Genomic DNA, 20,414 nt, shown 5'->3' on the forward strand with positions numbered 1-20,414 from the left:
GGACGAGGACACCAACACACCATGGCTATCTGGCTCAACAAGGACAGCAAGGTCATCGTCCAGGGCATGACCGGCTCCACCGGCATGAAGCACACCAAGCTCATGCTCGGTGACGGCACCAACGTCGTGGGCGGCGTGAACCCGCGCAAGGCGGGTCAGACCGTGGACTTCGACGGCACCGAGGTACCCGTCTTCGGGACCGTCGCGGAGGCCATCGAGAAGACCGGCGCCAACGTCTCCGTCATCTTCGTGCCGGAGAAGTTCACCAAGGACGCGGTCGTCGAGGCCATCGACGCCGAGATCCCGCTGGCCGTCGTGATCACCGAGGGCATCGCCGTGCACGACACGGCGTCCTTCTGGGCGTACGCCGGCAAGAAGGGCAACAAGACCCGCATCATCGGCCCGAACTGCCCCGGCATCATCACCCCGGGCCAGTCGAACGTCGGCATCATCCCGGGCGACATCACCAAGCCGGGCCGCATCGGCCTGGTCTCGAAGTCCGGCACGCTGACGTACCAGATGATGTACGAGCTGCGTGACATCGGCTTCTCGACGGCCGTCGGCATCGGTGGCGACCCGATCATCGGCACCACCCACATCGACGCTCTGGCCGCGTTCCAGGACGACCCGGAGACCGAGCTCATCGTGATGATCGGTGAGATCGGCGGCGACGCCGAAGAGCGCGCGGCCGCGTTCATCAAGGAGAACGTGACCAAGCCGGTCGTCGGTTACGTCGCGGGCTTCACCGCGCCCGAGGGCAAGACCATGGGCCACGCCGGCGCCATCGTCTCCGGCTCCTCCGGCACCGCCCAGGCGAAGAAGGAGGCCCTCGAGGCCGCGGGCGTCAAGGTCGGCAAGACCCCGACCGAGACGGCCAAGCTCGCGCGCGAGATCCTCAGCGCCTGAGTCGCACCGACAGCACGCCGGAAGGCCCGTCCCGCAGCCCGGGGCGGGCCTTGCGCCGTCTCCGCCCGCCACACCGGTGGGTGCCCGGGGCACCGCGTCACCTGAGGTCCGGCACCAGTCGCTCCGTCCCGCTCTCCGTCTCCCCGCGCAGCTTCGCCCGCAGGGCCTGCTCCGCCTGGGACAGCGGGCCCAGCGGCGCGGGCCGTGGCACGCCCCGCACCGCCTGGGCCGGCGCGATCGGCGCCTCGTACCGGGTCGGCGCGGTCCGCAGCGTGAGCGTCGTCGCGCCGACGATCGTCACGGTGAACGCGATGGCCGCCCGGGTCCAGAAGACGTCCCGGCGTTCGCAGCCGGTCCGCACCGCCGTCGGCGCGGCGGAGCGGAACCGCTCCGTGGAGGCGAGTTCGGTCAGCCGCCGGTGCAGCAGGGCGGTGTCGGCCAGCTCGGGGACGTGCGCGGCCACCGCCGCCCGGGCGTGGGTCAGCCGGCTGGCGGCCGCCGGGGTGCTCGCCTCCGTCTCCGCCGCCGTCTCCGGCAGGTCGAGGCCCACGCCGTCGTAGAGGACGAGCGTGCGCCGGTACGACGCCGGAAGCCGCAGCAGGGCGTGCAGCAACTCCCGGTCGGCGGGATCGGCGGGCGGCGGCTCGGGGCTGCGGTAGCGGGGGCGGAACCGGTGCCAGGGGGAGAGCGCGAAGTCGTAGGCCACCGCCCGCACCCATCCGGCCGGGTCCCGGTCCCTGGCCACCTCCGGCCAGCGCTGCCAGGCCGTCTGGAAGGCGCGCTCCACGGCCTCCCGGGCCAGCTCCCGGCGCCCGGTGAGCAGCCACGTCTGGCGTACGAGGGCCGGCGCGCAGAAGGCGTAGAGCGCGTCGAAGGACTGAGCGGGCGTCAGCGGTTCGGGCACCGCCACCGTCCCGGGGGCGACCGCCGGTCTCCCGGAAACCGCCTCCCCGGACGTCTTCTGAGCGGCCGTCGGCTCGGCGAACGAGGCGAGCAGCCGGGCGTAGGCCGCGCCCTCGGTTCCGGCCGGCACCCGGCGGCCGGACTCCCAGGCCCGCACGGTCGCGCGGTCGACACCGAGGTGCCCGGCGAGCTGAGTCTGCGTCACCGAGCCGGACTGGCGCAGGCGTCGGCGTTCCTTCGGCGGTGGCAGCGGGGGGATCTGGGTCGTCACCGTGCACCCTTTCGTACGAAAAAGAACATAAACATATATTGAGCGACACTACGGAGGTTCGCCTGTTACGCCGGGAAAGCGCGTGTCGTTGGGAGCATGGCGGCGTGACCCAGATGACCGCTCGCCGACCGTCGCTCGCACCCCTGTCCGCCCGGCTGAGGGACCGTCCGCCCGGGCTGGCCGAGAGCCTGCTGACCGGCGCGGTCGCGGCCGGACTCGGCCTCGGCTCGCTCGCCGTGCTCGTCCTGGCGATGTGGATCAGCTCCCCGTACCCCGACAGCGGGCCCGGCGGGGCGCTGCATGTCGCCGCCGCGCTGTGGCTGTTGGCGCACGGGGTGGTGCTGGTCCGCACCGAGACGCTCACGGGCGCGCACCTCCCGGTGGGTGTGACCCCGCTGCTGCTGCTCGCCGTGCCGGTGTGGCTGCTGTACCGGGCCGGGCGGGACGCCACGGACGCGTCCGGCGACCCCGAGGGCCCACCACCGGTGCCCCCGCGTACCGCCTGGACGGGTGTGGTCCTCGGCTACCTCGGCGTCGGCGCCGCGGCCGCGCTGTACTGCTCGGGCGGCGAACTGCGTCCCGACTGGGTCTGGGTGACGGTGTGTCTGCCCTCCGTCGCGGTCGCCGCCGCGGGGGCCGGGGTGTGGTCGGCGCACGGCCGTCCGCGTGAGCCTCTGCTGCGGGTGCGCGCGGCGCTGCCGGTGCCGGTGCGGCGGCTGCTGTCCGGCACGGACGCGAGGGCCCGGCTGGGCGCGTCCGTACGGGCCGCCGCCGCGGCGACGGCCGTGCTCGTCGGGGGCGGCGGGTTGCTGGTCGGGACGTCGCTGGTGTGGCACGGCGACGCGGCCCGGGCGTCCTTCCTGCAGCTGACGGAGGGCTGGACGGGCCGGGTCGCCGTACTGCTGCTCGGCATCGCGCTGATCCCCAACGCGTCCGTGTGGGCCGCGTCCTACGCCCTCGGCCCCGGGTTCCTCCTCGGCGCCGGGCATCCGGTGCACCCGCTCGCCTCCGACCCGGCCCCGCTGCTCCCGCCGTTCCCGCTGCTGGCCGCGGTGCCGGACGCGGGCCCCGGGACGCCGCTGAACTGGGTGTCGGGGCTGGTGCCGGTGGCGGCCGCGGTGACGGCGGGCTGGTTCGTGGCGCGGGCGGCGGTACGGCGGCCGGGCCCCGGACAGCCGGCCCGGGCCCGCTGGTCGGTGGGCAGGACCGCCGGGGTGGTCCTGCTGACCGCACTGGCCGGCGCGGTGTTCCTGGCCCTGCTCGGCGAGCTGGCGGGCGGCCCGCTGGGGGTGGCGGCGCTGGCCGGTTTCGGCCCGGTGTGGTGGCAGACCGGAGGAGCGGCCGGGGCCTGGCTCGTGCTGGGCGTGCCGGTCGCGCTGGCCGTACGCGCGGGCCGGCTGTGGGTGTGGCGGGCGGGCGGCGGGGAGATCCCGGCGCAGGCCGCGGACGCGGGGGCGCCGAAGCCCGCGCTGCGGGGGACACCTAAGGCGCCGGGTTTCCCGGCGGGCCCTGATGCCGTGAAGGCGCAGGAGACGAAGGCCGGGGAGACGGAGGCCCAGGAGACGCAGGAGGCGAAGGACGGCGCCGGGTCCGGGGTGAGGCCGCCCGCTTCGGGGGAGGCCGCCGGATCCGGCACGGCGGAGCTCGCGGACGACGAACGGTACGACGTCCTGCCCGCCGCCGACGACCCGTTCACCTCGGGCTGGCACGACGACATCGCCCGCGCCTCCCGCTGGGCGGCCCTGCGCCAGGCGGCCGCCGAGCCCCATGGGGGGTCACCGGTCGCCTACGACCCGCCGCCCCGCGTCCCGGAGGTGCCGCCGGTCCCGGTGGACGTCACGGACGAGGAGCCTCCTTCGACCCCGGACACGCCAGCGGCTCCCGGAACCGGCGAGCCGCCCCAGGAGCCCGCCCGGTTGCCCCAGCAATCCACCGAGCCGCCCGCCGAGGGGAACACCGAGCGGCCCTGAGCCCCGCAGGCGGGTGTCAGCTGTTCTCGGACCCCAGCACTCCGCGCAGCTCCTGCGGCAGCAGCTTCTGGCAGGACTGCTTCGCCTCGTGCGTCAGGGCGTCGTTCACACACGTGTAGTAGTCGCGGTAGACGAACTGGACGGTAAAGGTCGAGGCGACCAGCACCAGGGCCAGGGACGCGGTGACCAGGCCGCCGACGGCCGCCGTGGTCTGGGGCCGGCCGGTGCCCGCCGCCGGGGTGTTCGGGTCCCCGGTGCGCGGCTTGGCGCGCAGCGCGCTGACGCCCCAGTACAGGGCGAGCGCACCGAGCAGCAGGGACACGTACGGCCAGCCGAAGAGCACGAAGAAGACGGCCCACATGCCGGACAGCAGGGCGTAGCGCGCGCGGCGCTGGGCCGGGTCCGTGGGGTCCCAGCGCATGCCCTGGCCCGGGCCGCCCTGCCCGCCGGGCCCCTGGGGGCCGCCGCCGGGGCGCTCGCCGAAGGGGCCCGGGGAGCGGCCGGGCTGGCGGTCGCTCCACTGGCCGCCCCAGGCGGGCCCGCCGCCGGAGTCCTTGCCGGACCCGGAGGAGCCCTCCGGGTGGCGGGGCCGCCACGGCTGGTCCGGGGTGCCCTCCGGCGGCGGCGCGAACGGGTTGTCGTCCTGATGTCCGCCGCTGCGCCCGCCGTCGTCCTGTCCGTCGCGACCCCGGCCGGCGCCGGACCGCGGGCCGCCGTCACGGCCGTCCTTGGGCGCCTCGGGCGGGGAGGAGGGCCGCTCCCGCAGCAGCACGGCGCCCCGCTCGCCCCCCTGGGCCGGGCGCGGGGGGAACGTGAGGATCCGCAGGCTGCGATCGGGCATCAAAAGAGCGTCTTCCCCTAGGTGAATGGCTGTGCCACGTGAGCTTCCACCCCAAGAACGCACCGCACGACGACCGCGTTCCCGAGGCTGCCCCTTCTTGATTCCCTGCGAACGCTACCTTCCGGCCACGCCCCCGTCCCGCGGGGGCCTTCCGCAGTGCCGGTATCGTTGCTGACGGTCGGCCGCTTCGTAGACTTCCCCGTATCCGGGGACGCGAAGCATTCGTACGACCGCACAAACCGCGCGGCCGGACAGTGGCCGGGCACATCGCTCCCCGAGAAAGGGCCCCACCGTGGCCGCCACCACCCCTGGCCCAGCGGTCAAGCGCCTCGTCGTGCTGGTCTCCGGGTCAGGCACCAATCTGCAGGCGCTCCTGGACGAGATCGAGCGCACCGGGGCCGAGTCGTACGGCGCGCGGATCGTCGCCGTCGGGGCGGACCGCGCCGGCATCGAGGGGCTCGCCCGCGCCGAGCGGGCCGGACTGCCGACCTTCGTGTGCCGGGTCAAGGACCACGGCAGCCGGGAGGAGTGGGACGCCGCCCTCGCCGGGGCCGTGGCCGGATACGAACCCGACCTGGTGATCTCCGCCGGGTTCATGAGGATCGTGGGCAAGGAGTTCCTCGCGCGGTTCGGCGGCCGGTTCGTCAACACGCACCCGGCCCTGCTGCCCAGTTTTCCCGGGGCCCACGGCGTCCGCGACGCGCTCGCGTACGGCGCCAGGGTCACCGGCTGCACCGTCCACTTCGTCGACGACGGCGTCGACACCGGGCCGATCATCGCGCAGGGCGTGGTCGAGGTCCGGGACGAGGACGACGAGAGCGCGCTGCACGAGCGCATCAAGGAAGTCGAGCGAAGGCTGCTCGTCGAGGTCGTGGGGCGGCTCGCCCGCAACGGCTATCGCATTGAGGGACGAAAGGTAGTTATCCAGTGACCGCCACCGCCGAGAGCACCAAGCGGCCGATCCGCCGCGCGCTCGTCAGCGTCTACGACAAGACCGGGCTGGAAGAGCTGGCCCGCGGGCTGCACGAGACCGGTGTCCAGCTGGTGTCGACCGGCTCCACGGCCTCCCGCATCGCCGCCGCCGGTGTCCCCGTGACCAAGGTCGAGGAGCTGACCGGCTTCCCCGAGTGCCTGGACGGCCGGGTGAAGACCCTGCACCCGAAGGTGCACGCGGGCATCCTCGCCGACCTGCGCCTGGACAGCCATCGCGAGCAGCTCGCCGAGCTGGGCGTGGAGCCGTTCGACCTTGTCGTCGTCAACCTCTACCCGTTCCGCGAGACCGTCGCCTCCGGCGCCTCGGACGACGAGTGCGTGGAGCAGATCGACATCGGCGGCCCGTCGATGGTGCGCGCCGCCGCCAAGAACCACCCCTCGGTCGCCGTGGTCACCAGCCCCGGGCGCTACGCGGACGTCCTGGCCGCGGTCAAGGACGGCGGCTTCGACCTCGCCGCCCGCAAGCGGCTGGCCGCCGAGGCCTTCCGGCACACGGCCGCGTACGACGTGGCGGTGGCCTCCTGGTTCGCGTCCTCGTACGCACCCGTCGACGAGTCGGGCTTCCCCGACTTCCTCGGCGCCACCTACGAGCGCGAGAACACCCTGCGCTACGGCGAGAACCCGCACCAGGGCGCCGCGCTGTACGTCGACGGCACCGGCGGCCTCGCCGCGGCCGAGCAGCTGCACGGCAAGGAGATGTCGTACAACAACTACACGGACACGGACGCCGCCCGCCGTGCCGCGTACGACCACGACGAGCCCTGCGTCGCGATCATCAAGCACGCCAACCCCTGCGGCATCGCGGTCGGTACGGACGTCGCCGAGGCGCACCGCAAGGCGCACGCCTGCGACCCGCTGTCCGCGTTCGGCGGTGTGATCGCCGTGAACCGGCCGGTCAGCAAGGAGATGGCCGAGCAGGTCGCGGAGATCTTCACCGAGGTCATCGTCGCGCCGGACTACGAGGAGGGGGCCCTGGAGGCCCTCACCAAGAAGAAGAACATCCGTGTGCTGAAGGCCCCGGACGCGCCCTGCAACCGGGTGGAGGCCAAGCAGATCGACGGCGGTGTGCTGCTCCAGGTCACCGACCGGCTGCAGGCCGACGGCGACGACCCCGCGAACTGGACGCTGGCCAGCGGCGAGGCGCTCGGCGAGGACGAGCTGGCGGAGCTGGCCTTCGCCTGGAGGGCGTGCCGCGCGGTGAAGTCCAACGCGATCCTGCTGGCCAAGGACGGCGCCTCCGTCGGCGTCGGCATGGGCCAGGTCAACCGCGTCGACTCCTGCAAGCTGGCGGTCGAGCGGGCCGGTGAGGAGCGCGCCCGCGGCGCCTACGCTGCCTCCGACGCCTTCTTCCCCTTCCCCGACGGCCCGGAGATCCTCATCGGCGCCGGTGTGCGGGCGATCGTCCAGCCGGGCGGCTCGATCCGTGACGAGCAGGTCGTGGAGGCCGCCAAGAAGGCGGGCGTGACCATGTACTTCACGGGCACGCGCCACTTCTTCCACTGACGCCGACCGACAGCGACACCGGTCCGACCGGTACGACGGCCTCCGGCCCTCCCCCGAGGGAGCCGGAGGCCGTCCGCGTCACCGGGTCAGCAGGGGCGCAGGGACCAGATCGGGTCCCAGGTCGCGGTGCCGGCCTGGTAGGCGGTCGACGTCCAGCGGACGCTGCCGTCCTTGTTGAAGAAGCGGGCGACGGTGCCGGGCGTCTGGTTGTTGGTGAACGGGCCGTTCCCGGTCCAGTTGGTGACGTTCCAGGTCTGGCACTTGTAGAAGTCGAACTTGGTGCCCTTGACGATCATGCACAGGTGTCCGTAGGCGCAGTCCAGGTCCTTGGCGGCGGCCTTCCCCCGCGGTGCCGCGGTGAGGGTCAGTCCGTCGTACCGGATGCTGTCGGCCGACACCTTCAGCGGCTTCGGGTGGCCGGCGAGCACCTGGTCGGCGGTGCGCTGGATGCCGGTGACCCGGGTGCCGTCCGGGGTGGCGGCGGTGGCCGCGACCGTGGAGCCGGCGAGCAGGGCGGTGGCCGCGACGAGCAGCGCGGCGGGCTTGGCGATGTTCACGTGTTCCCCCATGTGAACGAACGGTGTGGTCACTCCGCCGTGGCGAAGTGGTTCCACCGTGCCCTCGGCGCGCGTCCGCCGGTACCTCGCAAGTCCCAGGGTCACTTCCGGCCCGGGGGCGCGTACTCCTTGAGGTAGTGGGCGACACGGGCGCAGTAGTCGCGGTACTTCGGGGGGACTCCGCCCGTCCCGTTCACCCGTGAGTACGACGTCCGGTAGGCGGCGGAGAGCAGCACCCTTCTGTCGCCGGGCAGTTCGTCCTTCAGGTGGGCGTCGATGTAGCACAGGTAGCGGCCCATGGCCGGGATGGACACCGAGGGGGTCAGCGGCGGCGTGGGCGTCGCCGACGCGGGGATGCCGTCGTCCCGCATCCACCAGCGCAGCACGCCGGGGGTCCAGCGGGCGATGCCGAACTCCTGCTTGCCGGGGTCGGACAGGTTCGGGTCGAAGTCGCTCTCGGACTTCAGCATCGCCGCGATGAGCGCGGGGGTGACCTCGGGCCGGCCGCAGGCGTGGGCGGAGTCCACGACGAGCCGGCGGTAGACGACCGGGACGCCCCTGTCGGTGCGCAGGTCCGGGGCGCCGTACGCGGCGGAGGACGCCTCGCGGGCCCGGTCGCCGCCGTGCGCGGCCCAGGTGCTGACGCCGTATCCGAGGGCGGCGACGGCGACGGTGGCGGCCACCGCGGTGGTGACCACCGCCGGACGGCGGCCGCGGCCCCGGCCCGTGAGCAGCCGGGGCAGGCGCGCCGGGCGGCCGGTGCCGGCGGCCGCCTCGACACGGCGCAGCAGTGCCCCGGTGGTGACGCGCCCGGCGTGTGTGCGGGTCAGGCAGTCGCGGACGATCTCCCGCCAGGTGCCGGGGAGTTCGGCCGACAGGCGCAGTTCGTCGGTGCCGCGGGCGTAGGCGGCGGCCGCGTCACGGCGGGCCGCCGCGGTGGCGCCGGGCAGCGGGAAGGAGCCGGTGAGGACCAGATGGGCGAGCACGCCGAAGGCCCAGACGTCGGCGGAGGGGCGGATCCGCCGGCCGCGTTCGCCGATCTCCGCCCACAGCAGTTCGGGCGGGGTGTAGTCGGGGGTGGAGAAGGCCGGGGTGTAGGCGTGGGTGCCCTCCAGCTCGGCGGCCATATTGAAGTCGGCGAGCCGCGCCGAACCGTCCGCCATCAGCAGCACGTTGGCCGGTTTCAGGTCCCCGTGCACCCAGCCCGCCCCGTGCAGCTGAACCAGTCCCTCGCAGACCTGCGCGAGCAGGGCGGGTCCGGCGGCCGGACGGGGCACGGCGGCGAGCAGCGCGGACAGGGAGCCCTCGGCCCGCTCCAGGACGAGGACGGTGGCGCCGTCCAGGGCGGGGCGGGACGGGTCGTCGACGACGAGGGTCTCGTACATCCGGATCAGCCGCGGCCGCCTGAGCCGGCGGTGCAGGTCGATCTCGCGCTCGACGAGGTCGTGCAGGTGGGCCAGCCGGCGGGGGGTGCCGGTGCCGGTGGGCAGGAACTTCAGGGCGGCGGTCCCGGGCAGGTCGATGCCGGCGGGGGAGCCGCGGGCGCGCCGGGCCGCGTAGACGCTGCCGAAGGCGCCCGTGGCGATCGGCTCGCGCACCTCCCAGCCGCCGACCCGGTAGCCCCTGGGCACCGGCACGGCGTACGGCTCGGTCACCGGGCGGCCCGGCTCGCCGGGGACAGCACGACCAGGTCGTCCTCGCGCACGAGGTCGAAGCGGAGCGCCAGGGAGACCAGGGACTCCTTCTTGCCGTGCAGGCGGGGACCGGTGTCCGCGGTCTCCGGACCGGGCTTGAGCCGCAGCTTCACGGCCAGGTAGTCGATGTTCCACTGCACCGACGTCCGGGAGGCGGCGGGCCAGGCCGGGCGCAGCCGGTCGACGACCTGGTCGACGGTGGGCGGCGGGGCGTGCGGGTCGCCGCGCAGCCGCGGCTCGCACAGGGCTGCCAGGACGGCGAAGTAGCGCTTGGTGCGGTCGACGGAGAAGGCCGGGGCGGTGGTGTCGCCGTCCGGGCCGCCGCCGGCGCGCAGGTAGTCGTGGCGCGGTGCCCACACCTCGATGGCGAGCAGGTCCCCGGCGGCGGGCAGCACGATCCGGGAGAACTCGAAGGGGACGGGGGCGCCGAGTCTGCCGGGGCCGACCTTGATGTGCTCGCCGGCGCCCTCGGGGTTCTCCACGACGTACGTCTGCCGCGCCGAGAGGTTGCTCAGTATCCAGAACGCGCCCTGCGCGCCGAGCTCGCCGGCCCGGCGCGAGACCCCGTCGTGCGGGATCGGCAGGTCGTTGCCGGGTGCCCGGCCGAAGGTGAGCCGCTCGCCGGGGGCGAGCCGGATCTGGTCGGGCTGCTGGGCGTCCTCCGTGGTCGGCGGAGGTACGACGATGATGCTGTACAAGGTGCGTCTCCCCGTGCCTGACGGCTACCCCGGCCAGCCTAGGGCGATGCACGGGGGCCGTGTCTCCCCCTGGAAGAGTGAGACACGGCCCCAGGTGCCGATTGGCGCGAACTGTTCCGTCGCGCGGGCGGGATCAGTAACGGGCGCGGTTGAACCAGGCCTTGCCGTTGGAGCCGCCGACGAAGCAGGCGATCAGGATGCCGAGCACCAGGTGGATGATGCCCAGGATGGTGAACGGGTAGAGGGCGAGCACCGCGGTGATGACGCCGAAGACCAGAACCGTGACGCGCAGGCCGTTGCCGCCGGTGCTGAACTTCGAGGCCAGGACGGCCGCCCACACCAGCCAGGCGAGGGCGAGCAGCGCGAACGCCCAGATCACGCCCACCGGGTAGTTGGACAGCGCCGGGATGGAGTTGTCGTTCTTGACCTTGTTGATGGCCAGGGCGCCGATGACGAAGAGCACCACGCCGATCACCTGCAGGCCGACGATCACCCAGAGCATCACGCGGGCCGCGCCGACGTTGCCCGGCATGGCGGTCATCGGGGCGCCGGCGCCGTACTGCTGCCCGACGGGCGGAGCCTGCGGATAGCCGTAACCGGGCTGCTGGCCCTGCGGGTAGCCGTAGCCCTGCTGCTGGCCCTGCGGGGGGCCGTAGGGATTGTTCGGGTCGCCGAAGCTCATGGCGGGTGTCTCCTCCGTTGATCGAGTGCGGGGACGAGGCGCGGCACTGCACGGAGGAGAGTTTCTACAGATGCGGTCCGTCCCCCCGATGAGCTGCCCGCTGCACTGTGCTGCTCATCGTTCTTGACCGGATAGTTGCTTGTCCAGCCGGATATCGCAGGTGTTGTGCAAGTGCAACATCGTCGATCACCCGTGGACGGGGAGACGGACCGGGGCGGTACGGCGTAGGGCCACCCGGATTGGAACCGGGAGGCGGTCATCCGCGAGGATGGGGGTATGACCGCCCAGATTCTCGATGGCAAGGCCACCGCAGCCGCGATCAAGTCCGATCTGACCGCCCGCGTGGCGGCGCTGAAGGAGAAGGGCGTCACGCCCGGCCTCGGCACGATCCTGGTCGGGGACGACCCCGGCAGCCAGAAGTACGTCGCGGGCAAGCACCGCGACTGCGCGCAGGTCGGCATCGCCTCCATCCAGCGGGAGCTGCCGGGCACCGCCACGCAGGAGGAGATCGAGGCGGTCGTCCGGGAGCTGAACGAGGCCCCGGCCTGCACCGGCTACATCGTCCAGCTGCCGCTGCCCAAGGGTGTCGACGAGAACCGCATCCTGGAGCTGATGGACCCGGCCAAGGACGCGGACGGCCTGCACCCGACGAACCTCGGCCGGCTGGTGCTGAACGAGCCGGCGCCGCTGCCCTGCACCCCCAACGGCATCCTCACCCTGCTGCGCCGCCACGGCGTGGAGATCAAGGGCGCCGAGGTCGTGGTCGTCGGCCGGGGCGTCACCATCGGGCGCCCGATGCCGCTGCTGCTCACCCGCCGCAGCGAGAACGCCACCGTGACCCAGTGCCACACCGGCACCCGTGACCTGTCCGCCCACCTGAGGCGGGCCGACATCATCATCGCGGCCGCCGGCGTCCCGCACCTGATCCGGCCCGAGGACGTCAAGCCGGGCGCGGCCGTCCTCGACGTCGGCGTCTCCCGCAACGCCGAGGGCAAGATCGTCGGCGACGTGCACCCGGGCGTGGCCGAGGTGGCCGCCTGGATCTCCCCGAACCCCGGCGGCGTGGGTCCGATGACCCGTGCGGAGCTGCTTGTCAACGTGGTCGAGGCGGCGGAGCGCAGTGCCGGCTGAGGACACGCACAGCGAGCGGCCGACCGTCCGCGACGCGATCAGCGCCCCCGACGAGCAGGGGCGCCCGCGCCGGACGACCCGCCGGTTCCCCCTGTTCACCAAGGACACGGCACGGCCCGAGGGCGGCGGCCGGGCCGCCTCCGGCGACGCCCCGGCGCCCGCCCGGCAGTGGCCCCTGCTCGTCGTGCTGGGCGCGGTCGCGCTCGGCCTGCTGGTGACCGCGCTCGACGCGTTCCGCCCCGGCACCCTGCTGATCGGGGCCGCGCTGGTGGCCGCCGCGGTCATGCGCTGGATACTGCCCAGCGTCGGCATGCTCGCCGTACGCTCCCGGTTCACGGACATCGTCACCTACGGCATCCTCGGCCTGGCGATCGTCCTGCTGGCTCTGATGGCCCAGCCCAAGCCCTGGCTGGAGGTCCCGTTCCTGAAGGACACGCTGCACTTCACGATGTCCAGATAGCGGTGCCCCTCCGGCCGTGGCCCGCGTCTCCCCCCGGGGACGCGGGCCACTTGCCTACCGCGGGCAGCCGACTTCCGTGGCACGGTGGGCCGTCCGGCGGGCTTCCGCCCGGTCGGCTCCCCCGCCCGCCTTTCGGCGCCCACCCGCGGCGACGGCGCAACGGCGGCTCGTCCCCTCCCCCGAGCAAGGACGAACCGCCGTCGGGAATCAGCCTCGCTCGCTGAGAACGCCCTGTTCAACGCCTGTCCCCGCGCTGTGGCACGGAAGTGACCGTTCCGCTACGGTGTCCGCGCGCCGGCCCTTTGTGCCGTCGCGGTGTCCATGTCTTGACAGTTCGGGATACGTTACGAAGACCCCGTCGCAGCGGGTGCACGCGGGGGGCGGGGCCGGGGGGCCGTGCGCGAGACGGAGAGCACCGACCGGGGGGAAGAGGGGGGAAGGCGATGCCTCGTTGGAAAGCCTTGCCGGAGGAACTGGATCCGCAGATCAGGGAGTTCACGAGCCAGCTGCGGCGGCTCGTCGACCGCAGCGGCCTGAGCGTCGCGGCCCTGGCCGACCGTACGGGCTACGCCAAGACCTCCTGGGAGCGCTATCTGGGCGGCGGGCTCCTCGCGCCCAAGGGTGCGGTCGTCGCGCTCGCGGAGGTCACCGGGACCAGTCCGGTCCACCTCACCACCATGTGGGAACTGGCCGAACGCGCCTGGAGCCGGGCGGAGATGCGGCACGACAGCACCATGGAGGCGCTCCGGATCTCCCAGGCGCGGGCCGCGCTCGGCGAGTTCGGCCCGGCCGAGGCGACCGGGGGCCCGGGCGGCGGGCCGTCCCCGCGCAAGGGTGGCGGCGCCACCCCGGGGATCGCCGGTCCCGCGGGCGTCTCCCCGACCATCCCGCCCCAGCCGACGGTCCCGGACGCCGACGTCCGTGACGCCGTCGTTCCCCGTGGGGGCGCCGGGGGTTCCGCCCCGGGCGGCAGCGGCTCCGGGGGGCTCTCCGGGCCGGGGGCGGCCGGGGACGCGGGACGCGACACGGCCGGCGGCGGGGACCCGGCGGGACCCGAGTCGGGCGGCAACTCCTGGAGGCTGGCCGGGTACCAGGGGCCGTCGCAGGCGAGCGCCCGCCCCGGAGCACCGCCCGCGGGGCGGCCGGACGGGACCCCGGGCACCCCTGGCACCCCGGGCACCCCTGGCTCCTCTGGCGCCCCGGGCACCTCGGGCTCCTTCGACGGGAACCCCGCAGACTCGCAGCCCGGACCCGCCGGCGGCGGCAGCGCGAACCGCCAGCGGCTGCTGATGTTCCTCGCGGGCCTGGTCGGCGTGCTCGTCATCATCGGGGGCGTCTTCTTCTTCACCCGGCAGGACGGCACCGGGCACCGGGGCGCCGCCGGGCGGCCGGCCCCGAGCGCCAGCGCGGACACGAGCCCGCCGCCCGGGGTCAAGTGCGCCGGCTCCGCCTGCACCGGCAAGGACGCCGAGACCATGGGATGCAGCGGCGACCTGGTGACCACCGCCAGGACCACCACCGTCGGCACCACCACCCTGGAGGTCCGCTACAGCAAGGTCTGCGGCACCGCCTGGGGCCGGATCACCGGCGGCGTGCCGGGCGACAGGGTGCAGGTCTCCGCGGGCGGGGTCCGTCAGACGGGTGACATCACCGCGGCCGGTGACACCATCGCGTACACCCCGATGGTCGCCGTGAAGGACGCGGCCCAGGCCAGGGCGTGCGCCACCCTCGCCTCGGGACGCACGGGCTGCACGAGATGACGGCCCGAGGGAACCGGGACGGATGAATTCCGGGTCCCGGGCGCATGAGCGGCCGGATCCTGGGCACGCGAACCGTACCCCCACGGGAGTCCGGTGAACCGGTACCCCCACCGGCGGCCGTCTCCGTCTCTCCTCTCCCGGACGGGCGGCCGCCTTTTCGTCCCCCTCGTGCCCTTCTGTGAAGTGGGCCACAGGGCCCCGGACGTCCGGCATGCCGGATGCGCGATAGCCTGACCGCTGGATCTCTCTTGATGCCAAGAGATCGATCATCCGCCCGGGGCAGGGACGCCCCACCGCCAGCTGTCATACGGAGAACGCCATGACCCGCACTCCCGTGAACGTCACCGTCACCGGCGCGGCCGGCCAGATCGGTTACGCCCTGCTCTTCCGCATCGCCTCCGGCCAGCTGCTCGGCGCGGACGTGCCGGTCAAGCTGCGCCTGCTGGAGATCACCCCGGCCCTGAAGGCCGCCGAGGGCACGGCCATGGAGCTGGACGACTGCGCCTTCCCGCTGCTCCAGGGCATCGACATCACGGACGACCCGAACGTCGCCTTCGACGGTGCCAACGTGGCCCTGCTGGTGGGCGCCCGTCCGCGCACCAAGGGCATGGAGCGCGGCGACCTGCTCTCCGCCAACGGCGGCATCTTCAAGCCGCAGGGCAAGGCCATCAACGACCACGCCGCGGACGACATCAAGGTCCTCGTGGTCGGCAACCCGGCCAACACCAACGCGCTCATCGCGCAGGCCGCCGCCCCGGACGTACCGGCCGAGCGCTTCACCGCGATGACCCGCCTCGACCACAACCGCGCGCTCACGCAGCTGGCGAAGAAGACGGGCACCACGGTCGCCGACATCAAGCGCCTGACCATCTGGGGCAACCACTCCGCCACCCAGTACCCGGACATCTTCCACGCCACCGTCGTCGGCAAGAACGCCGCCGAGGTCGTGAACGACGAGAAGTGGCTGGCTGAGGACTTCATCCCGACCGTCGCCAAGCGCGGTGCCGCCATCATCGAGGCCCGTGGCGCCTCCTCCGCGGCCTCCGCCGCCAACGCCGCCATCGACCACGTGTACACCTGGGTCAACGGCACCGGCGAGGGCGACTGGACCTCCATGGGCATCCCGTCGGACGGCTCCTACGGCGTCCCGGAGGGCCTGATCTCCTCCTTCCCGGTCACCACCAAGGACGGCAGGTACGAGATCGTCCAGGGCCTGGACATCAACGAGTTCTCCCGCGCCCGCATCGACGCGTCGGTGAAGGAGCTGGAGGAGGAGCGCGAGGCGGTCCGCTCGCTGGGCCTCATCTGAGCCTCTCCCACTCACGGCCGACGCCCGGCACCCCTGCGAGGGGTGCCGGGCGTCGGCCGTGGGGGGCGTCCCGGTCACCCGCCCTGCGGCCGGGAGGCCATCGCCGGCGGCCGGTCCGGCGCGGTCGCCCGCGTGGAACCCCGCGTCTCCTCCGGGCGCCCGCCGTACCCGGCGACCACCAGGGCCGTCGCCGCGAGCACCACGACCGCCACCGTGCGCAGCGCCGGGCCGAGGCCGTGCAGCAGGTCGGAGTGGGCGGACAGGACGGTGCCGGTGACCGCGACGCCCAGGGCGGCGCCGGTCTCGCGGGCCGTGGTGCCGAGCCCGGATCCGAGGCCCGTCTGGTGGGCCGGGAGCGAGGTCACCACACCGAGGGTCAGGGCGGGCATGGACAGTCCGGCGCCCGCCGAGATGACGAGCAGCCAGCAGACGAACACCGCGTAGGGCGTGCCCGCGCCGGCCGTGGACGCGCCGAGCAGGCCGAGACCGATCAGGGCGAGACCGGCGCCGACGACCGCGCGGGGGCGGTCGGCCCAGCGCGTGGCCAGCTTCTGCGCGACGGCCATCCCGAACACCAGCGGCATGATCGCCACGCCGGTGACCGCGGCGCCGAACCCCTTGATCTCCTGCAGGTACTGCGAGTTGACGAAGAATAGGGAGAACAGGCCGAAGAAGCCGGTGGCCGTGCCGAGGGACGCGGCGCGCAGCCGGGCGGAGCCGAAGACCCGCGGGTCGAACAGCGGGGCGGCCGAGCGCAGGGCGTGCAGCGTGAAGAGGGCGATCAGCAGCGCGCCGGCCGCGAACGCCCCGAGGATGCGCGCGGAGGTCCAGCCGTAGGACGGGCCCTCGATGATGCCGAACAGGACCGCGACGAGACCCCCGGTGAGCAGCAGGGTGCCGAGCGGGTCGGGGTTGCTGCGGGCGGAGCGGCCGGTGCGGGGGACGGCGATCCGGACGCACACGGCGAGGACGGCGGCCAGCGGGACCATGACCGCGAACAGGGCGCGCCAGGTGAGGAACTGCCCGGCCAGGCCGCCACCGAGGTTGCCGGCCGCGCCTCCCAGGCCGATCGACAGCGTCCAGGCGCCCATCGAGCGCGCCCGGTGCTCCGGTGCGGACAGGTGCATCAGGATCGAGAGGGTGGCGGGGGTGATCAGCGCGGCTCCCGCGCCGGACAGACCACGCCCGGCGACGAGCACGGCCGGCCCGGTGGCGAGGGCGCTGGTGGCGGCGCCCGCCGCGAACAGGGCGAGACCGGTGAGCAGGGCGCCCTTGCGGCCGTAGCGGTCGCCGAGCGCGCCGGCCGGGATGAGCAGGCCCGCGAAGACGATGACGTAGGCGTCGACCGTCCACAGGATCTCGGTGTGCGAGGGACGCAACGTGGACGACATGAGCTGCGGTATCAGCAGGTTGATGGCGGCGACCATGCTCTGGGCGACCAGGACGCAGGCGCACAGGGCGAGCAGGGTGGTGCGCTTCAGGGCGTGCGCGGGCACGGCTCCTCCCGGGAGCTAGGCGGTTGGTGGGGGATGCGTCCTCACCGTAGGCTCGCGAATGACCTGCTTTCCAGTGCAACCTTTGCAAGGGATGAATGCGCGTGACGCAATCCACCGGGCTGGACCTGAACCTCCTGGTCGCGCTGGACGTGCTGCTGGAGGAGCAGAGCGTGCAGGGCGCCGCCGCCCGGCTGCATCTGTCCGAGCCGGCCATGAGCCGCACCCTCGGCCGGATCCGCAAGGCGCTGGGCGACCCCGTCCTGGTGCGCGCCGGACGGCAGATGGTGCCGACCCCGCACGCGCTGGCCGTACGCGCCGAGGTCAGCGCGGTGGTCGAGCGGGCCCGTGCCCTGTTCGCGCCGGGCCGGGACACCGACCTGCGCACGGTGACCCGCACCTTCACGATCCTCGGCCACGACTCCGTGGTCGCCACCCACGGCGCGGCCCTCTTCGCGCGCGTCGCCCGCGAGGCTCCCGGCATCCGCCTCCGCTTTCTGTCCGAGAGCCACGTGGACGTGCCGTTCCTGCGGCAGGGCACCGCCGACCTGGAGGTCGGGGTGATCGACTCCGTCGCGCCCGAGGTGCACGTGGAGCCGGTGCACGAGGACCGCATGCTCGGCGTCGTACGGGCCGGGCACCCGCTGCTGACGGGCGAGCTGAACCCCGAGCGGTTCGCCCGCGAGGCCGGCCACCTCGTCGTCTCCCGGCGCGGCCGGCTGCGCGGCCCGGTCGACGACGCGCTGGCCGAACTCGGCCTGGAGCGGAAGGTGGTGGCCAGCGTCGGCACCTACCCGGCCTCGCTCTTCGTGCTGCGCGACACCGACCTGATCGGGCTGGTCAGCCACTGGGGGCGCCCGCTGGCCGACACCCTCGGCCTGGTCACCTTCGCGGTCCCCCTGCTGCTGCCCACCGTGCGGCTGGGCTTCGCCTGGCACCCGCGTCACGACGCCGACCCCGCCCACGCGTGGCTGCGCGGCTGTGTGCGGGAGCTGATGGAGCAGGAGGCGGGGCGGTAGCCCGCGGATTGCGCTTTCCCCTGTGCCGTGCGTCACCTTATGCTGATGGCTCGTCAACTCAGCTGTAAGAGAAGTGACTTTCCACGCCTCGGGGGAATCGCGTGAGCACCGCACACGTGCCGCCGCAATCGCAGTCGACGCCGGCGGCGGCGCCATCCGTACCACCGTCCACCCCACCGCACGCCAGCGAGGCCACCCGGCTGCTGTGCGCCGGCACCTATCTGGACCCCGGCTACCGGGACCGGGTGATCGACGAGCTGCACCTCAACGGGGAGCGGTTCGTGGCGCCCTCGCTCGGCCTCGACGCCGCCCGCGTCCTCGTGCACGCCCTGCGCGCCCGCCGGCAGGAACTGGCGTGGGCCGGGGCGATCCTCGGCCTGTGGGTGGTGGGCGGGGCGCTGACCCAGGGTCTGCTGGCCCTCTTCCTCGGGCCCAGCCTCTACCTCGCGATCGGTGTGTGGATCAGGGGCCGCGCTCCGCGGCCGCCCCTGTACCGGCTGGTGCCCGCCTTCCTCTTCCGCTGGTGGGGCCGCATCACGTTCGCGCTGCTGCTGGTCGTCACCGTGATCGCCGCGTTCGGCGGCGCGGACGACAGCCCGTCGTACGACTCCTACGGCGACTCCTTCGGCGGCTCGTCCGGCCTGTACGGGTCCTCCGGCTCGCTGAGCCCGACCGACATCCTCCTGGTGAGCTTCAAGGCACTGGCCACGTCGTTCAAGCCCTGGCAGGCCTGGGCCACCCTCGTGATGTTCGCGCTCATCACGCTGTGCCTGGCCGGCCAGCGCGGCCAGTTCGCCCGCGTCCTCGCGGCCGAGCTGTCCCCGCGGCGCTTCCCGGACGCGGCCGGCGACCCCGCCGAACAGGGCGAGGGCCGGCGGTTCCAGTGGCTCAAGCACCGCATCCGCACCGAGCAGCACGCGCCGCTGATCATGTACCACGAGGCCCGCCCGTTCTGCGGGGCCGGAGCGGCGTACCGGGACTGGGTGCTGGCCGTCGAGCTGAAGCCCGACGCGCTGAAGAAGCAGCAGCCGATCAGCAACCGGCTGGTGCTGGAGCGGATCCGGCCGCTGGTGGAACGGCTCCGGCTGCCGGCCGAGCACGCGGGGCCCGGGGTGCGCGACCGGCTGCGCTGGCTGGAGATCGACGAGTGCGTGTTCCTGCCCGCCGAGGGCCTGCTGCGCCGCGAGGACGCGCCGTACCGGCCGGAGGCCTTCGAGCAGCACCGGGCGCACGCGGTCGAGGAGGGCGCCGAGAAGCGCCGGCACTTCCTGCGCATCCGCGTCGGCGGGTGGGAGGAGGAACTGGTCGTCACGGTCTTCGTGCGCATCCACACCCAGGGCCGCATGCTCATGCTGGAGATCGCCCCGCACGTGCTGCTGCCGGTGCGCCAGGACTTCAAGGACGCCGACCGCACGGCCCACCGGTTCCGGCACAACAACGTCCTCGGCAAGGCGGTCTGGGCGGTGAACCGGGTGCCGGGCTCGCTGGCCGGCTCCCTGGTCGTGCTCGGCAGGTCCCTGGTCTACGTCTGGCGCCTGCTGACCGGCGGCTACGCGAACGCGCTGCCGGACGGGCCCGCGCTGTCCGTGCGGGAACTGGGCTCGGCGGACACCGGTTCCCAGTTCCAGGAGATGGACGTCTCCCGCTACCTCAAGAGCATCCAGGACCGGGTGGCGAACGGGGTCCGGGCCGCGCTCGCCGAGGCCGGGTACCAGACCGGCGAGTTCGTCCAGCAGGTCAACAACATCAGCAACGGGGGCGTGCACATCGGCCGCGTGGAGGGCAGCACCTTCTCCGTCGGCGACAACTCCTCCGCCTCCTCCACGAACGGCGGCAGCGCGCCGCAGAAGGGATCCGACGCCCATGGCAACGGATGAGCCGAGGATCAGCATCGGCGACGTCTCGCACAGCACCTTCGCCATCGGCGACCACGCACACGCCGAGAGCCACCACGGCACGGCCGCGTCACGCGACGAGGCGGCCGAGGAACTGCTCCTGGCGGTACGGGAGCTGCGCGCCGACCTGGCCCGGGTGCGGGCCACCGACCGGACCGCGGAGCTCGACGCGGCCCTCGCCGACACGGAGGACGAGATCACCCGTACCGGCCGGGCGGCACCGTCCCGCCGCGAGCGCCTGCGCGGGCTCCTCGACGACTCCCAGGCGCTGCTCGGCGTCCTCGCCTCGGCGGCCACGCTGGCCGGCCTGGTGGGACTGTGAGAGGGGC

General features: G+C 73.7%; 18 protein-coding genes. 11 read left to right on the forward strand and 7 right to left on the reverse strand.

The window, feature by feature from the left end; translation table 11 throughout:
- The first annotated feature begins 21 nt into the window (after positions 1-21).
- Positions 22-906 (forward strand): succinate--CoA ligase subunit alpha, encoded by an 885-nt coding sequence (sucD, locus tag ACZ7FF_RS14395; RefSeq protein ID WP_470812367.1) that lies wholly within the window; start codon positions 22-24, stop codon positions 904-906.
- A gap of 97 nt (positions 907-1,003) precedes the next feature.
- Here the strand turns inward: sucD and ACZ7FF_RS14400 are convergent, their stop codons facing one another.
- Entirely contained in the window at positions 1,004-2,080 is a 1,077-nt protein-coding gene (locus ACZ7FF_RS14400) for a sigma factor-like helix-turn-helix DNA-binding protein (RefSeq protein WP_470812369.1), read from the reverse strand.
- Between the two features lie 113 nt (positions 2,081-2,193).
- Between ACZ7FF_RS14400 and ACZ7FF_RS14405 the strand changes: the two genes are divergently transcribed.
- Positions 2,194-4,050, forward strand: coding sequence for a cell division protein PerM (locus ACZ7FF_RS14405; protein ID WP_470812758.1), 1,857 nt, complete (start codon positions 2,194-2,196; stop codon positions 4,048-4,050).
- Positions 4,051-4,066: 16 nt separating this feature from the next.
- Here the strand turns inward: ACZ7FF_RS14405 and ACZ7FF_RS14410 are convergent, their stop codons facing one another.
- Positions 4,067-4,891, reverse strand: a complete 825-nt coding sequence (locus ACZ7FF_RS14410; RefSeq protein ID WP_470812370.1) for a hypothetical protein — start codon at positions 4,889-4,891, stop codon at positions 4,067-4,069.
- A 292-nt stretch (positions 4,892-5,183) separates the two neighbouring features.
- On the opposite strand from ACZ7FF_RS14410, the gene purN reads away from it, so the two are divergent.
- Positions 5,184-5,822, forward strand: coding sequence for a phosphoribosylglycinamide formyltransferase (gene purN / locus ACZ7FF_RS14415; protein WP_470812372.1), 639 nt, complete (start codon positions 5,184-5,186; stop codon positions 5,820-5,822).
- Positions 5,819-7,387: a bifunctional phosphoribosylaminoimidazolecarboxamide formyltransferase/IMP cyclohydrolase gene (gene purH, locus ACZ7FF_RS14420; protein WP_470812374.1), complete on the forward strand. Its 1,569-nt coding sequence runs from the start codon at positions 5,819-5,821 to the stop codon at positions 7,385-7,387. The genes purN and purH overlap by 4 nt, the downstream gene beginning before the upstream one ends.
- Positions 7,388-7,473: 86 nt before the next feature.
- On the opposite strand, the gene ACZ7FF_RS14425 is transcribed toward purH, so the two are convergent.
- From ACZ7FF_RS14425 to ACZ7FF_RS14440, 4 genes are all read right to left on the reverse strand, one after another.
- A complete protein-coding gene (locus tag ACZ7FF_RS14425; RefSeq protein ID WP_470812376.1) occupies positions 7,474-7,956 on the reverse strand; it encodes a hypothetical protein in 483 nt (160 codons plus the stop codon).
- Positions 7,957-8,045: 89 nt separating this feature from the next.
- Positions 8,046-9,599, reverse strand: a complete 1,554-nt coding sequence (locus ACZ7FF_RS14430; RefSeq protein WP_470812378.1) for a protein kinase domain-containing protein — start codon at positions 9,597-9,599, stop codon at positions 8,046-8,048.
- Positions 9,596-10,336 carry an FHA domain-containing protein gene (locus ACZ7FF_RS14435; RefSeq protein ID WP_470812380.1) on the reverse strand — a complete coding sequence of 247 codons (741 nt, stop codon included), beginning with the start codon at positions 10,334-10,336 and terminating at the stop codon, positions 9,596-9,598. Before ACZ7FF_RS14435 ends, ACZ7FF_RS14430 begins: the two co-directional genes overlap by 4 nt.
- A gap of 133 nt (positions 10,337-10,469) precedes the next feature.
- Positions 10,470-11,018: a hypothetical protein gene (locus tag ACZ7FF_RS14440; RefSeq protein ID WP_470812381.1), complete on the reverse strand. Its 549-nt coding sequence runs from the start codon at positions 11,016-11,018 to the stop codon at positions 10,470-10,472.
- Positions 11,019-11,294: 276 nt separating this feature from the next.
- Here ACZ7FF_RS14440 and ACZ7FF_RS14445 point away from each other — a divergent pair, with 276 nt between their 5' ends.
- The 4 genes from ACZ7FF_RS14445 (at position 11,295) to ACZ7FF_RS14460 (ending at position 15,678) form a co-directional block, all read left to right on the forward strand.
- Positions 11,295-12,149, forward strand: coding sequence for a bifunctional methylenetetrahydrofolate dehydrogenase/methenyltetrahydrofolate cyclohydrolase (locus ACZ7FF_RS14445; protein WP_470812383.1), 855 nt, complete (start codon positions 11,295-11,297; stop codon positions 12,147-12,149).
- On the forward strand, positions 12,139-12,609 hold the full coding sequence (locus tag ACZ7FF_RS14450; protein ID WP_470812384.1) for a DUF3017 domain-containing protein: 471 nt from the start codon (positions 12,139-12,141) through the stop codon (positions 12,607-12,609). The genes ACZ7FF_RS14445 and ACZ7FF_RS14450 overlap by 11 nt, the downstream gene beginning before the upstream one ends.
- A 443-nt stretch (positions 12,610-13,052) precedes the next feature.
- A complete protein-coding gene (locus tag ACZ7FF_RS14455; protein WP_470812386.1) occupies positions 13,053-14,369 on the forward strand; it encodes a helix-turn-helix domain-containing protein in 1,317 nt (438 codons plus the stop codon).
- 319 nt (positions 14,370-14,688) lie between these two features.
- The gene (locus tag ACZ7FF_RS14460; protein WP_470812388.1) at positions 14,689-15,678 is read left to right on the forward strand and encodes a malate dehydrogenase; all 990 of its coding nucleotides are present in this window, start codon (positions 14,689-14,691) and stop codon (positions 15,676-15,678) included.
- A gap of 74 nt (positions 15,679-15,752) precedes the next feature.
- On the opposite strand, the gene ACZ7FF_RS14465 is transcribed toward ACZ7FF_RS14460, so the two are convergent.
- Positions 15,753-17,174, reverse strand: coding sequence for an MFS transporter (locus tag ACZ7FF_RS14465; RefSeq protein WP_470812389.1), 1,422 nt, complete (start codon positions 17,172-17,174; stop codon positions 15,753-15,755).
- 95 nt (positions 17,175-17,269) lie between these two features.
- On the opposite strand from ACZ7FF_RS14465, the gene ACZ7FF_RS14470 reads away from it, so the two are divergent.
- From ACZ7FF_RS14470 to ACZ7FF_RS14480, 3 genes are all read left to right on the forward strand, one after another.
- The gene (locus ACZ7FF_RS14470) at positions 17,270-18,190 is read left to right on the forward strand and encodes a LysR family transcriptional regulator (protein WP_470812391.1); all 921 of its coding nucleotides are present in this window, start codon (positions 17,270-17,272) and stop codon (positions 18,188-18,190) included.
- A 101-nt stretch (positions 18,191-18,291) separates the two neighbouring features.
- Positions 18,292-20,067: a hypothetical protein gene (locus ACZ7FF_RS14475; protein WP_470812392.1), complete on the forward strand. Its 1,776-nt coding sequence runs from the start codon at positions 18,292-18,294 to the stop codon at positions 20,065-20,067.
- Positions 20,054-20,407 carry a hypothetical protein gene (locus tag ACZ7FF_RS14480; protein WP_470812394.1) on the forward strand — a complete coding sequence of 118 codons (354 nt, stop codon included), beginning with the start codon at positions 20,054-20,056 and terminating at the stop codon, positions 20,405-20,407. Before ACZ7FF_RS14475 ends, ACZ7FF_RS14480 begins: the two co-directional genes overlap by 14 nt.
- Positions 20,408-20,414 lie beyond the last annotated feature (7 nt).

Source organism: Streptomyces sp. NPDC037126, from assembly GCF_055605965.1.